Genomic DNA, 13500 nt, shown 5'->3' with positions numbered 1-13500 from the left:
CCAACCCTGGTAACTCAATAAAAGATCGTATGGCGGTTAAGATGATAGAAGACGCTGAAAAAAGTGGTAAACTGAAACCTGGTGGCACCATCATAGAGGGAACATCCGGAAATACCGGTATGGGATTAGCTATGGCGGCCATTATAAAAGGTTACAAGTGTATTTTTACTACTACCGACAAGCAATCAAAAGAAAAGGTAGATGCTTTGCGTGCGTTTGGTGCTGAGGTAATCGTATGTCCAACTAACGTTGAACCTGAAGATCCAAGGTCTTATTATTCAGTATCTACGCGTTTAGAGCGTGAGGTTCCAAACTCATGGAAGCCCAATCAGTATGATAATTTATCTAACTCGCAGGCCCATTATGAGCAAACTGGTCCCGAAATATGGGCACAAACTGAAGGAAAGATAACTCATCTTGTAGTTGGTGTTGGTACAGGAGGCACAATTTCTGGTACTGGTAAATACCTTAAAGAACAGAACCCTAATATTAAGGTTTGGGGAATTGATACTTACGGATCGGTTTTTAAGAAATATAAAGAGACCGGGATATTTGATAAAAATGAGGTCTATCCTTACATAACTGAGGGTATTGGAGAAGACTTTCTTCCTAAAAACGTAGATTTTGATATCATTGACCTTTTTGAAAAGGTAACAGATAAAGATGCGGCTTTGATGACCCGTGATATAGCACGCAAAGAGGGGATTTTTGTTGGTAATTCAGCAGGTTCTGCCGTTGCCGGACTGCTGCAATTAAAAGATAAACTGAAGCCTGAGGATGTTGTGGTGATCATATTTCATGACCATGGCAGCAGATATATGGGTAAAATGTATAACGAGGATTGGTTAAGGGAGCGTGGCTTTTTAAAAGACGAAAAGCTTACTGCTGCTACTATTATCGATAAAAAAGACAAAACAGAAATTGTAACTATTGATTGTGAAAAGACTATTCTTGAAGCAATTAATACTATGCATATGCTAAATATCTCGCAGATTCCGGTTACCCAAAAAGAAATGGTTGTTGGTAAGCTGGCCGAAGGAGATATTTTAAAGGCTTTAATGGAAAATCCTTCACTTAAATCGGCTAAGGTTCAGGAGATTATGTCATCCGGGTTTCCTTTTGTTGACCTCAACACATCAATTGACAGAATTTCTGCGTTAATAAACATAGAAAACAGTGCGGTACTGGTTGAGACTGAGGGAGGTAAGATCGAAATTATCACGCAGTACGATATTATTAATGCTATTTCTGCTTAAATAAGCAACCGAGACAAAAACCACTATACAGTAAAAAAGCCCCAATTGGGGCTTTTTTATTTATCGTCATAATGTTTTTAATGTGATGGAGCAGAAGCCTCAATGCGCTTAATTTGTGCACCTAATGCACGTAAACGAATGTCAATGTCTTGATAACCACGCTCGATCTGCTCAATATTAAAGATTGTAGATTTTCCTTCGGCAGATAGGGCCGCAATTAATAAAGAAACCCCGGCACGTATATCAGGAGAAGTCATGCTGATACCCCTAAGTTTATATTTCTTGTCAATGCCGTTAACTGCTGCTCTATGCGGGTCGCAAAGAATGATCTGCGCACCCATATCAATCAATTTATCAACAAAAAACAATCTGCTTTCGAACATTTTCTGGTGAATAAGCACGTTTCCTCTTGCTTGTGTAGCAATAACCAACACAATGCTTAAAAGATCCGGAGTAAAGCCCGGCCATGGAGAATCGGCAATAGTAAGCATTGAACCATCTATAAATGACTCAATTACATAATGTTTTTGAGAAGGAATATAGATGTCGTCACCTCGCAATTCAAATTTGATACCCAGCTTTCTGAATACATCAGGAATTACACCAAGTTCTGAATAGCATACATTTTTAATGGTGATTTCAGACTCGGTCATTGCGGCTAAACCTATGAATGAACCAATTTCAATCATATCAGGAAGCATTCTGTGTTCAGTGCCGCCTAGTTTTTCAACTCCTTCAATAGTAAGCAGGTTGGAACCAACTCCGGTGATTTTGGCACCCATGCGGTTCAGCATTTTACAAAGCTGTTGCAGGTAAGGTTCACATGCTGCATTATATATGGTAGTAGTACCTTTGGCAAGTACAGCCGCCATAACAATATTGGCCGTTCCTGTTACAGAAGCCTCATCTAATAATATATATGCGCCTTTAAGATTTGTAGCATCTACATTAAAAAACTCTTTTTTAGAGTCGTACACAAACTTAGCCCCTAATTTTTCAAAGCCTAAAAAGTGAGTATCTAATCTTCTTCTGCCTATTTTATCGCCTCCCGGCTTAGGAATTGCAGCGGTACCAAAACGACCTAAAAGTGGACCGACTATCATGATTGAACCCCTTAAACCACCGCCTTTAGCTTTAAAGGCATCAGATAAGAAGAATTTAAGGTCAATGTTTTTAGCTTCAAAGGTGTAAGTGTCTTTAGATAAGCGCTCTACGGTTACCCCCATATCGCCCAGCAATTCAATAAGCTTGTTTACATCTTTGATATCTGGAATATTACTGATGGTAATTTTCTGATCTGTTAATAAAACAGCAGCAATGATCTGTAATAAATTCAACTTTGTTTAGATTAACATTGTCATCCAGTTCAAGCTGACCACCAGATAGTTCACGTAAATTTTTGAAGATTGTTTCATCAGCTACGCTATCTTTATTCCACGTAACATAAGCCATTTTCATGAAGTTTGCTATGCCTTGTACCATTGCAGCTCTGCGTTCTGGTTCATCAACAGCTTTAGCTTTTTCAATCATTACTTCAACTGTTTTGCCGTAATGCTTGTATTTGATTTTTTGCTGAGGATATCCAATATGGTCAGGTTTTATTAAGGCTGCTTCAGGAGTAGGCTTAGGATAAGGACTATCCACATCTATCTGATAACCGGATATGATGTGTAAATGGTCCCAAAGTTTATGTTTAAAATCGGCAACATCGCGCAAATGAGGATTTAAGAATCCCATTAAGTCGATTACTGCCTGTGCATATTTATTGCGTTCTTCACGATCGGGTAATTCAATAATGTACTTAACCATGTTTTGTACATTACGGCCATATTCGGCCAGAATTAATTCGTTTCTAGTGGTATTATAGTCGAAATTCATTTAATTTATTTCTATGAAGTAGCTGTTCAGGAATAACGGCTAAATTTCAATTTTTATATAATTCTCTTTGTAGATTATTTATAAGCCTTACGATTCTCTGTCTAAGTTAATACAGATTTAGCAAATATATATCTTATTTAACAATTCGCAATTTAGCAAATTTTAATAATAACTGCTTATTACCTAGTCCCTGAAAAAATACAGTAGCTTTTACATCAGGTAATGTACCTTCTAAGGCAACTATTTTACCGAAACCGAACTTTTCATGCTCTACATCCATGCCATTTTGGAATAGATTGGCGGCATCAGGAGCGAAACCAGGAGTAGGTACGTGTGCCTTTGGAAGCAATGAAGTAGTTTTTGGACGAGGAGCAGGGGAGCTGGTTCCTGTAGCTGTACCCGAACCAGAGCTAGACATTGCAGGTTTTGGTTTGCTAAAGCTATCCCTTTGTTGTGTCCAGCTTCTGCGTTCGCCATCAAAACTGTCTTGTCCTAAACTGCTTTTAGCTGGTTTTACCACCTCAATTTCTAAATAGCGGGCATTAATTTCATTTATGAACCTACTTGGTTCGCAATTGGTTAACGTTCCCCAGCGATATCTGGAAGTAGCATATGTTAAAGTCAGCTTTTTCTCTGCCCTTGTTATGGCAACATAAAATAATCGTCGTTCTTCCTCCAGGTCGGTACGTGAGTTTAAACTCATTTGCGAAGGGAACAGGTTTTCTTCTAATCCTACTACAAATACGTTTTTAAACTCCAATCCTTTTGCAGAGTGTATAGTCATTAACGAAACAGTCTCTTTATCTTTTTCATCCTGTCTATCATCATTGGTTAACAATGCGATATCCTGCATAAAAATAGCGAGACTTCTGTCTTCAATATCCTCACGCTCAGCAAATTCTTTGATACCATTTAGTAACTCCTGAATGTTTTCGTATCTGCTGCGTCCTTCAATACTATCGTCAGTATGTAATTCTTTTAATATGCCGGAGTGCTGTGCAATATAGAGTGCGGTTTCGTAAGCATCCAATTTTTTAGATTCTGCAGCAAAGCTTTGTATCAGCATGGCAAAATCATTTAATTGGTTTGCTATTCTTCCTTCTATATACTGTTGCGGACTGCATATTACCTGCCACATGGTGATGTCATGCTTATCGGCGGCAACTATGATCTTCTCAACCGTAGTATCACCAAGTCCGCGACGAGGGTAATTGATTACTCTTTTTATAGCCTCTTCATCACTGGGATTAAAGGTTAAACGGAAATAGGCAATTAAATCCTTTATCTCTTTACGTTGATAGAAGGAGAGACCTCCGTATATTTTATAAGGAACATTGAGTTTCCTTAAAGCCTCCTCCATAGCCCTTGATTGGGCATTTGTTCTATATAGAATGGCAAAATCGTTAAATTTAAGTCCTTTTGAACTGCGATCCTGAACAATAGCTTCGGCAACCAGTTTACCTTCTTCGTTATCTGTAAATGCGCGCTGAACTTTAATTCTATCGCCGGCCTCATTGTCAGAAAATACATTCTTCTCCAGCTGGTTTTTGTTATTTGCGATGATACTGTTGGCAACTTCAACAATGTTTTGTGTAGAGCGATAGTTCTGCTCTAATTTATATACCTGCAACTCAGGATAATCACGTTCAAAGTTTAATATATTCTGAATGTTTGCACCCCTAAAGGCATAGATACTTTGGGCATCATCACCTACAACACATATATTTTGGTATGCAGCAGCCAGTTTTTTTACAATTGTGTATTGCGAAAAGTTAGTATCCTGGTACTCATCAACCATCAGGTATTTAAATTTCTGCTGGTATTTATTTAATACATCCGGATGGTTCTTAAGCAAAACATTGGTTTTGAAAAGTAAATCATCAAAATCCATTGCTCCGGCTTTAAAACACCGTTTGGTATATGTTTCATAAATAGAACCCATTAAAGGGCGTTTATTGCTAACATCTTCAGCCTGAATTTCAGCGCTTTGAAGATACTCTGAATAAGAAACCAGGTTGTTTTTAGCAGATGAGATTCTATTGTAAACAAAGTTGGCATTATACAATTTATCGTCAAGCTGCATCTCTTTTAATATAGATCTGATCAGACTTTTACTGTCGTCCGTATCGTATATTGTAAAGTTAGATGGATACCCGATTTTTTCAGCTTCAACCCTTAATATCTTGGAAAATACGGAGTGAAAAGTACCCATCCAGATGTTTTTTGCTTCTGGGCCAACTACTTTCATAATCCTATCGCGCATGTCTTTAGACGCCTTATTGGTAAAGGTAAGTACAAGGATATTAAAAGGATCCACACCCTTTTGAATCAGGTGGGCTACTCTATATGTAATTACACGTGTTTTACCGGAACCAGCACCTGCAACTATCATTGCCGGGCCTTGTGTGTTTTCTACTGCTGCGCGTTGTTGGGGGTTTAAACCTGCTAAATAATCCAAAATCCGTTCCTGTTTCTGCTTTTAGGGTATAATACTTAAGATATAATCTTTTTAGGTTACAAAGCTACATTTTTTAGGAGTTGTTTCAAAAAGTATCTGGTACTGTTTCCAATTCGAATTTTACTTAGACAGTGTTTTCAACAGCTCCTTGGCGGGAACAGATTTAACATTTCCATCTTTATCGCCAACTATCAAGTTTTCGTTGTTGGCCGCTGAAGATTCAGCAAGTTTACGAAGCGCCTTGTTAACACCATTAATTATGTTGGCGGCTAATTCATTAAGATCTGTCTTATTATCCTTAATTATCATTGCTTTGAGTTATAATGGTTTGCCAAATATCGTTATTTTTTATTTCTGCTCCCAATTTACTTGAACCTTGAGCAATAATTTCGGAAGCTAAATCCATATTGTCAATTACAAACCAATTATTACAAATTGGCATATACAATTTTAATAGGTTTTTAATTCCCCGGTAATATCTTCGTTTAATTACATCTTCGGGTATATCATGTCCTCCATTACTTACGCGTTTTGCTACCCGTTGTATTGCCATCTGAGGGGAGCTTAACCAAAAATAAAGCAAACTTACTTCATAGCCCTTTTCTTGTGCTTTCTTAACCATTGTAACGTAACTTCTTGTTGATAATGTGGTTTCAAACGCAAAATCAGCACCTTCATTCATTAATTCCTGGATTCGGCTTAACATTATTCTACCTGCTTCAAAAGCAACACCTTCCGGATTAAAGGGTGAAATTCCTGCTGCTATGTTATCAGCATTAACGAACTCTTTGCAGTTCAGTATTTCTGGTAATATAGTGTAACTAGCAGTGGTTTTACCTGCACCATTACATCCTGCTATAATATATAGATTAGACATGACTACGAAGTTACCAAATATTGAAGAGTTGAGGTATGTTTTGTTGCTTCGTCATCTCGACGATAGGAGAGATCTCTTGCTTATGCTACTTGCTACGCAGCTACTTCGTTGTCAAGAGATCTCTCCTATCGTCGAGATGACGATCGCCTTAGAGCGACCGCCTTAAAACGACTGCTTTAAGTCGACTGCTTTAAGACAACCGCCTTGAAAATATGCTAAATACTTCCCAGGTATCGGCTGTTTCCTATTTTTTTCCTGTTTAATGAGCTGATGCTTACATAAACTTCAAGCCTTTTGCCGGCCATTTTTGGATTAAATTTAAAAGTACACTGCTTATCACGACGTTTTATGCCACCAGAAAAACCATCTGTTACATGTAGTTCAGGACAATAAATCACCAGCATAACCTGATCATCAAAAGATGTATTTTTAATCCCATTGTCTAACCAGCTCAGTTTTAAAACATTAGGAGCTTGCAGTTCCATAGCTACTTCTTCAATCATAGGTAAATTGCCTTTACTGATCACAAATTCATGGTAAACTACTGTGTAATTGGGGTGTGTGCCTACAACAACTTTATGATAATTTTCAGAAAAAGCTGCACTAATCTCTGTTCTTTGCTCTGGTGATGCATAAAACCTATTGACACATAGGGATGGAAAGGTACCAGCAGTTCATTCATGAACCTTAGTTTTTGCCTGCTTTCTATTTGAGCAGGCGTATTTGATTTCTTGTTTTTTTTCTTTGGAACCTGACGTAAATAGGGAATGCCTTTCCATATTCCTCCGATTACTGGGCCTATCTTACCAGATACTGCGTCTAAGATTCCTTTCTTAATTTTTGCCATTGTTTTAATTTTAATAGTGAAACATTTATTTAATTATCTTATTGTACTTTAATACATCTCCGTTTTTCTATCGATTTTTATATCACTCTAAAAAGCGTTTTAAATGATAAAGGTCGTTCAGAGTCGTTTTAAAGTCGTTAAATAGTCGTCTGAAAGTCGTTTATTTAAGCTAGTTGAACCAGACCAAATCAGGCGTCAGTACAACGCTTATAACAATCCAAATCATTTCAGATTCAAAGTAAAACATAAAAAAAATATTATGGCAGTCCCAGGGGGTCCCGGACCCCCCTGCTAAAAAGGCTCAAAAATGCAGTCAGTTGGCTGGAAACAAAGAAAAATTTTTATTATTTTTTTACTAAAACGAGTAAAATTTAAGCATTTACCAATGTGTTGTGGTTAATTACATCCAATCTTTTTTGGAAACCTCAATCTTATACGTCCAATAGTTTACCAAACTTTTAATGTAGCTGTAGTTCCCATATTTGAAGTGTATTACACCGGCTGCAGTATGGATGATTAAATGCCCCACATCTGCACCTTTATGCCAAAAATATTGTTTGGCAGTTATTGCCTGGATTTTATGTGGCTCAATGATCTCGTGTTCTACGTCCCATATGCCACTTTTTTTAATGATGAAATGCTCATCAACATATAATCTGTGGCGCTTAAATTCGAAATACAGCATTGTGCCAACCACTATTATATAAGGTAAAGCCATAAATAAATAGTTTCTTAGAAGGGGGAGGGCATAGCTGCTTAACAATGCAAATACTGATATTGGAAATACAATCCAGATCATGGTTTGCAGAAAGATGAAACGGTAGTTTGGTTTTAGTTCTGCACCTTTTGTTGGTGCCCTGCTGAGAATCATCTTTAAAACTTCATTACGCTCTGTTTCGCTGCAACCGGGTATTTCTATATCCGATTTTTTACTGTCTTCCTTATCAGCAGAATCAAATGAAGCCTGCTTAATTTTCATGTTCAGCAGATCGAATTTTTTCTGGAAATAATTCTGACTGTATGCACTTAATTGAACTTTATTAGGAGTTAGCAATACATTTTTGCGCGTAAATAAGCCGGAACTGACTGCGAGTGCTCCTTTTTGCTTAATGATTTTAAAGTTGAAATACTTTACAAATGTTCTGACGATGTTTGTTGCCAGGATCATAATTAAAGCAAATGCCACCACAAAACACAAAGAGAAAAGAGTGATACCTTTGCTGAGCATCTTAGTAAATTGTTCCCTTTCTATTTCCAGCGCATCTGTATAGTCTTTAAATAATTGGAAAGCTCCAAAAATAAAACCTGTTAATAATAACAAACTGGCTCCATAGTTAGTGGTTATGCCTATTTTAAGTAGGGTATTGGTGCTTAGTTTAAGGAGAGGAGGAGCTGACTCTACAACCTGATTGTCTGCTTGAGTATTAACGGTTTCGCTTTCTGAAAGGTCACGACTCAATAGCTTTTGCTTAAGAATAGTCGCTGTAGCATGATCTATAGCTTTAATGCTTGCTTCTTTCTTTTCGCTTCCGGCGGTATCAATTTCCAGGCTATAGACCCCAACAACCTGCTGTAACAGGTTCTGATTTATATTTACCTGCTGTATTTTATTGAGTTGAATAGTGAGGGAGGTTTTGCTGAAAATGCCACTATTGATAATGAATTCTTGCCGCTTCTCATCCAGAAAAAAAGTGAACTTTTGGTAGCTGAAATAAGCAAATAGTGCCAGAACTATTGTTAACAAGCATAAAAACGCAATGAGTATCAATGCCAGGTTGCCCGAATCTTTTGACTTAACTATAATCAGGATAAGAGGAAGTGCCAAAGCTCTAACTACCTTTTGAAAACTATTGGCAAACATGATAATAATGCCTGATGCTGATTGTTTTCGGGGCGCTGAAAAATCGTATGTTATATTAGGTTCTTCAGACATCTTTAATCAGCCTCATTTATTTGCTTCATGAGCAATTCTTTAATGCTTTTTGCATTGTCGATTTCAATTCCGGGAATATGTAAGCTACCCGAACTGCCTCCGGCAGTAAAAATTCTTAATTCGCCTAAGCCGTATATTCTTGAAAATAAGCCTTCGTCTAAAGCAATATGTTGTATTCTGGAAAAAGGAACTATAGTGGTTGATAAGGCGATAATTCCGCTGGTGTATAAAATGTCCTTTTCTCGAACAGCAAATCCGCGTTTTTTAAAGCTGGCTTTGTATAAAATGAATAACAGGACTGCGAACACGATATAAATGCCAATTAATGTATATAAGTAGGCTCTTGCATTGGCATTAAGTATTAGTAGTGTAACCAAACCAGCAGCTAAGACTAATAAGAATATAAAGATATTGATGAGCATTACATTCCAGTACTTGCTGTTTAGTGGGTTTAGATGTACTTCTTCATATTTGGGTAATGAATCTGTATCTATGGTTTCATTAGTGAATTCCGTCATTCCTGCTTTTTTGATGATGTACTGAACGAAGTTAGGGAATTATTTTTCTTGTGAACAATAGCTATCATGTAAAACAATCAAGTATTTTAAACTAAATAAATTTGAAATAATAGTTGCGAATGTGTAACAGGATAGTTACCTTTATCGTGAGAGCGTTAATTTAAGGGGGTAAGCAGAAATGTTTATCCCTTTTCTTTTTAATATCATTCTAAAAAAGTATTTCAACCAAGTATAAATTAGCGTCTGCAAATACTACCAACTGGTATAATTTAATTAGTTTTGCTACCACTAACTAAGGACTTTTTTCTGTAGAAAATTGTAAAAAATCCTAACATAAAGGTGCCTTTAAACTAACTTAAAATAAATTCGTAAAAACTAATTTGTTATGCAAGAAATCAAAAAATATGTTGAAGAAAATAAGCAACGCTTTTTAGATGAGTTGTTTGAATTGTTACGCTTCCCATCGGTTAGTGCCGACCCAAAATATAAGGGAGATGTGCTGAAAACTGCTGATTATGTTGCCCAAAAACTTAAAGACGCAGGTGCCGATAAAGTAGAGATCTGTGAAACTGCTGGCTATCCAATTGTTTACGGAGAGAAAATTGTTGACGAAAGTCTTCCTACAGTATTAATTTACGGTCATTATGATGTGCAACCTGCAGATCCATTGGAATTATGGAAAACGCCTCCCTTTGAGCCTACCGTGCGCGATGGAAAGATTTATGCCCGTGGTGCCTGCGATGATAAAGGCCAGTTTTACATGCATGTAAAGGCTTTTGAGTTGATGATGAAAACCAACACGCTGGCATGTAATGTGAAATTTATGATTGAGGGTGAGGAAGAAGTAGGTTCTGCAAATCTTGGCATCTTTGTAAATGCGAATAAAGAGCGTTTGAAAGCTGATGTGGTATTGATTTCTGATACTTCAATGATCAGTATGGAGAATCCTTCAATTGAAACAGGCTTGCGTGGTTTAGCTTATATGGAAGTTGAAGTTGTTGGTCCGAACCGCGATTTGCACTCTGGTGTATATGGTGGTGCGGTAGCAAACCCAATTACCATATTATGTAAAATGATTGCTTCCTTACATGATGAAAACAATCACATCACTATACCTGCTTTTTATGATAAAGTAATTGAACTTACGGATGCAGAGAAAACTGCTTTAAATGCGGCGCCATTTGATTTGAAAGAGTATAAAGAGGATCTTGAAATTGCTGCTGAATGGGGTGAGAAAGGCTATTCGACACTTGAACGCACCGGAACCAGGCCTACTTTAGAAGTGAATGGAATTTGGGGTGGTTATATAGGAGAGGGTGCTAAAACTGTACTTCCTTCAAAAGCGAATGCTAAAATTTCTATGCGTTTGGTGCCTCACCAAAGTTCAGATGAAATTGCAGAGATCTTTACCAAGCATTTTGAGAGTATTGCGCCAGACTACGTTAAAGTAAAAGTTACTGCACATCATGGTGGTGAGCCGGTAGTAACACCTACGGATAGTATAGCATACCGCGCTGCAGAGCAAGCCATTGTTGATTCTTTTGGTAAAAAACCTATTCCTACACGTGGTGGTGGTAGTATTCCTATTGTCGCTTTGTTTGAAAGTGCTTTAGGTATCAAATCTGTGCTTTTTGGCTTTGGTTTGGATAGCGATGCGCTGCACTCGCCAAATGAAAAGTATGATATTTATAATTACTACAAAGGAATTGAGACGTTGCCTTTGTTTCATAAATATTTTGCGGAATTGAGCAAAGGGTAACTGGCTTTTTACTTCGGTTTGGTTATTTAATAAAAACACCAATATTCCTTCTCTCCTCGGATTTAGAAATAAAATCCGCATGTCGATCAGGAACATTGGTGTTTTTATTTGAGCATAACATAGAACTCATCATGTTATTATATTAGAGATAATTTAATGTTGAGCCTTTAAATACTTTTGTATTTTTGTCGCATCATGCCGCCAGCACAAAGAAAAACACCCGTTTCGCAAAAGACTTCTATTCCGCGAAAAACTACCGTACCACGTAAAAAGGCCGTTCCCCGAAAAAAGCAAACAAAGAAAAAGCCCTGGTCATTGCAAGTTAAGTTCATGCTTGTTGCGGTGTTGCTGGTTCTTTTATCTCCTTTTTATTACGCATACATTATTAAGGGATTTACTTCAACATGGAGATGGCTAAAGGATTTGGGTGAGGATCCTGCATATCGTACCTATCGCAGCTTTAATATCCGGATACCAAAGGATTACAATATACATGGTATAGATGTTTCCTATTATCAGGGTAAGATAGATTGGAAAAGGGTTAAGGCGATGGAAGAAGATGATGTGCGCGTGCATTTTGCATTTATAAAGGCAACAGAGGGGATGCTTAGTGTTGATCCTTATTTCCAACGAAACTGGCGGGAGGCTGCCAAAGTAGGTATTGTGTGTGGAGCATATCATTTTTTCAGACCTCAGAAATCGGGGAGCTGGCAAGCTAAGTTCTTCCTTCAAACTGTAAAATTCGAGGCTGGGGATCTTCCTCCTGTTGTAGATATAGAACAATTAAATGGTACTTCGCCTGCAAATATGCGAGCGCAACTGAAAGAGTTTGTTTCTTATATAGAGAAAAGAGAGCAGGTAAAACCGATTATTTATACCGGGCTGTCGTTCTATAATGACTATTTGAAAGGATACTTTGATAATTATCCTTTGTGGATTGCCCATTATCATCAACCAAAGCTTAAAGTTAATGAAGCTACCAAATGGTTCTTTTGGCAACACTCTGATAAGGCAAGAATCTCAGGTATTAATCACGCAGTAGATTTTAATGTTTTTAAAGGTGATAGTACAACCTTTTCACAAATGTTGATTAAATAAAATCCTTTCTGTTAATGGTTAGCTTAAGTTATTTAAAAGAAAAATAACTACAGTTATAAATATATAATGAATCATTATTTCTAATATTACTAAAAATTATTTTTAAATATTGGGGGTATGCAGGAGCTGGTCATTCGCATTCGGGAAAATGAGGACGAATCTGCATTTAATGAGCTTTACGAGGGATATGCAAATAAGTTTTTCCGGTTCGCACAATCATTTGTGGGAGAGCGTGAGATTGCAGAAGAAATTGTAAATGATGTGTTGGTAAGGCTMTGGATTGAGCGTAAGGAAAACTTGCGCATCAACAATATGCAGGTCTACCTTTATACATCGATAAAGAATGCATGCTTAAATCATTTGCGTAGCATTACCTCTAAAAAGAATAATGAAATAAAGGTAACTGAAGCGTATTATTTTCATTTGTCGGTTGATCCATCCCAGATTCTGATCAGTAAAGAGTTGTCAGATAATATGCTGAAGGCTATTAACGACTTACCTGCCCGATGCAAACTGATCTTTAAAATGGTAAAGGAAGATGATTTGTCTTGTAAAGAAGTAGCGAGTATTCTTGGGCTTTCTGATAAGACTGTATTTGCACAGCTATCCATTGCACTTAAAAAGCTCGATTCGGCAATTCATAGTAAGTAGGATTGAGATTGCGCACGGTTTAGGTTGAGATAAAGACTTGCGTGGAGATGATGGCTTAAGGATGGTAAAAGCCATTTACAAGAATTTCAAAAATATTTTTATTTCTTTTAGGAATATCGATACCCTCGCGTGTCTTTACCTTAGACACTATTTATATATATGATAAAATCCAGGTTTATTGAATTAATGGCCAAAAGCATATCTAAGTCTTCAACACCAGAAGAA

At 37.2% G+C, this 13500-nt stretch carries 10 protein-coding genes and 2 pseudogenes; 4 read left to right on the top strand and 8 right to left on the bottom strand.

The window, feature by feature from the left end:
• A partial coding sequence (locus AC1DDX_RS14645) for a pyridoxal-phosphate dependent enzyme (protein WP_477622202.1) occupies positions 1 to 1256 on the top strand: 1256 nt, incomplete at its 5' end.
• A gap of 77 nt (positions 1257 to 1333) precedes the next feature.
• On the opposite strand, the pseudogene murA reads toward AC1DDX_RS14645, so the two are convergent.
• The 8 genes and pseudogenes from murA to AC1DDX_RS14605 all read right to left on the bottom strand — a co-directional run.
• A pseudogene (gene murA, locus AC1DDX_RS14640) lies at positions 1334 to 2596 on the bottom strand (UDP-N-acetylglucosamine 1-carboxyvinyltransferase); the annotation flags it as partial.
• Positions 2532 to 3134: a DUF4290 domain-containing protein gene (locus AC1DDX_RS14635; RefSeq protein ID WP_477622201.1), complete on the bottom strand. Its 603-nt coding sequence runs from the start codon at positions 3132 to 3134 to the stop codon at positions 2532 to 2534. The gene AC1DDX_RS14635 and the pseudogene murA, both read right to left, overlap by 65 nt.
• Before the next feature lie 133 nt (positions 3135 to 3267).
• The gene (locus AC1DDX_RS14630) at positions 3268 to 5592 is read right to left on the bottom strand and encodes an ATP-dependent helicase (RefSeq protein WP_337716492.1); all 2325 of its coding nucleotides are present in this window, start codon (positions 5590 to 5592) and stop codon (positions 3268 to 3270) included.
• Between the two features lie 120 nt (positions 5593 to 5712).
• Positions 5713 to 5901 (bottom strand): hypothetical protein, encoded by a 189-nt coding sequence (locus AC1DDX_RS14625; RefSeq protein WP_288883974.1) that lies wholly within the window; start codon positions 5899 to 5901, stop codon positions 5713 to 5715.
• Positions 5891 to 6469 (bottom strand): ATPase, encoded by a 579-nt coding sequence (locus tag AC1DDX_RS14620; protein WP_288883975.1) that lies wholly within the window; start codon positions 6467 to 6469, stop codon positions 5891 to 5893. The genes AC1DDX_RS14625 and AC1DDX_RS14620 overlap by 11 nt, the downstream gene beginning before the upstream one ends.
• A 215-nt stretch (positions 6470 to 6684) precedes the next feature.
• Positions 6685 to 7316 (bottom strand): annotated as a pseudogene (locus AC1DDX_RS14615) (DUF6266 family protein).
• Between the two features lie 400 nt (positions 7317 to 7716).
• The gene (locus tag AC1DDX_RS14610) at positions 7717 to 9249 is read right to left on the bottom strand and encodes a PH domain-containing protein (protein ID WP_288884362.1); all 1533 of its coding nucleotides are present in this window, start codon (positions 9247 to 9249) and stop codon (positions 7717 to 7719) included.
• Between the two features lie 2 nt (positions 9250 to 9251).
• Positions 9252 to 9767, bottom strand: coding sequence for a PH domain-containing protein (locus tag AC1DDX_RS14605; RefSeq protein ID WP_288884361.1), 516 nt, complete (start codon positions 9765 to 9767; stop codon positions 9252 to 9254).
• A 385-nt stretch (positions 9768 to 10152) separates the two neighbouring features.
• Between AC1DDX_RS14605 and AC1DDX_RS14600 the strand changes: the two genes are divergently transcribed.
• The 3 genes from AC1DDX_RS14600 to AC1DDX_RS14590 all read left to right on the top strand — a co-directional run bounded on the left by AC1DDX_RS14600 (position 10153) and on the right by AC1DDX_RS14590 (position 13275).
• Positions 10153 to 11526 carry a dipeptidase gene (locus AC1DDX_RS14600; protein WP_288884360.1) on the top strand — a complete coding sequence of 458 codons (1374 nt, stop codon included), beginning with the start codon at positions 10153 to 10155 and terminating at the stop codon, positions 11524 to 11526.
• Positions 11527 to 11721: 195 nt separating this feature from the next.
• The gene (locus AC1DDX_RS14595; RefSeq protein WP_172659631.1) at positions 11722 to 12624 is read left to right on the top strand and encodes a glycoside hydrolase family 25 protein; all 903 of its coding nucleotides are present in this window, start codon (positions 11722 to 11724) and stop codon (positions 12622 to 12624) included.
• 117 nt (positions 12625 to 12741) lie between these two features.
• Positions 12742 to 13275: an RNA polymerase sigma-70 factor gene (locus tag AC1DDX_RS14590; protein WP_172659632.1), complete on the top strand. Its 534-nt coding sequence runs from the start codon at positions 12742 to 12744 to the stop codon at positions 13273 to 13275.
• The last annotated feature ends 225 nt before the right edge of the window (positions 13276 to 13500 follow it).

Source organism: Pedobacter sp. 10L46_2 (genome assembly GCF_056395165.1).
Note: the sequence above shows the minus strand (reverse complement) of the source record. Positions and strands in the feature narration are given on the sequence as shown.

Excerpts from the sequence above, each read along its gene's own strand:
- AC1DDX_RS14635 (WP_477622201.1), bottom strand. The coding sequence starts at position 3,134 with ATGAATTTCGACTATAATACCACTAGAAACGAATTAATTCTGGCCGAA.
- AC1DDX_RS14620 (WP_288883975.1), bottom strand. The coding sequence starts at position 6,469 with ATGTCTAATCTATATATTATAGCAGGATGTAATGGTGCAGGTAAAACC.
- AC1DDX_RS14610 (WP_288884362.1), bottom strand. The coding sequence starts at position 9,249 with ATGTCTGAAGAACCTAATATAACATACGATTTTTCAGCGCCCCGAAAA.
- AC1DDX_RS14605 (WP_288884361.1), bottom strand. The coding sequence starts at position 9,767 with ATGACGGAATTCACTAATGAAACCATAGATACAGATTCATTACCCAAA.
- AC1DDX_RS14625 (WP_288883974.1), bottom strand. The coding sequence starts at position 5,901 with ATGATAATTAAGGATAATAAGACAGATCTTAATGAATTAGCCGCCAAC.
- AC1DDX_RS14595 (WP_172659631.1), top strand. The coding sequence starts at position 11,722 with ATGCCGCCAGCACAAAGAAAAACACCCGTTTCGCAAAAGACTTCTATT.
- AC1DDX_RS14600 (WP_288884360.1), top strand. The coding sequence starts at position 10,153 with ATGCAAGAAATCAAAAAATATGTTGAAGAAAATAAGCAACGCTTTTTA.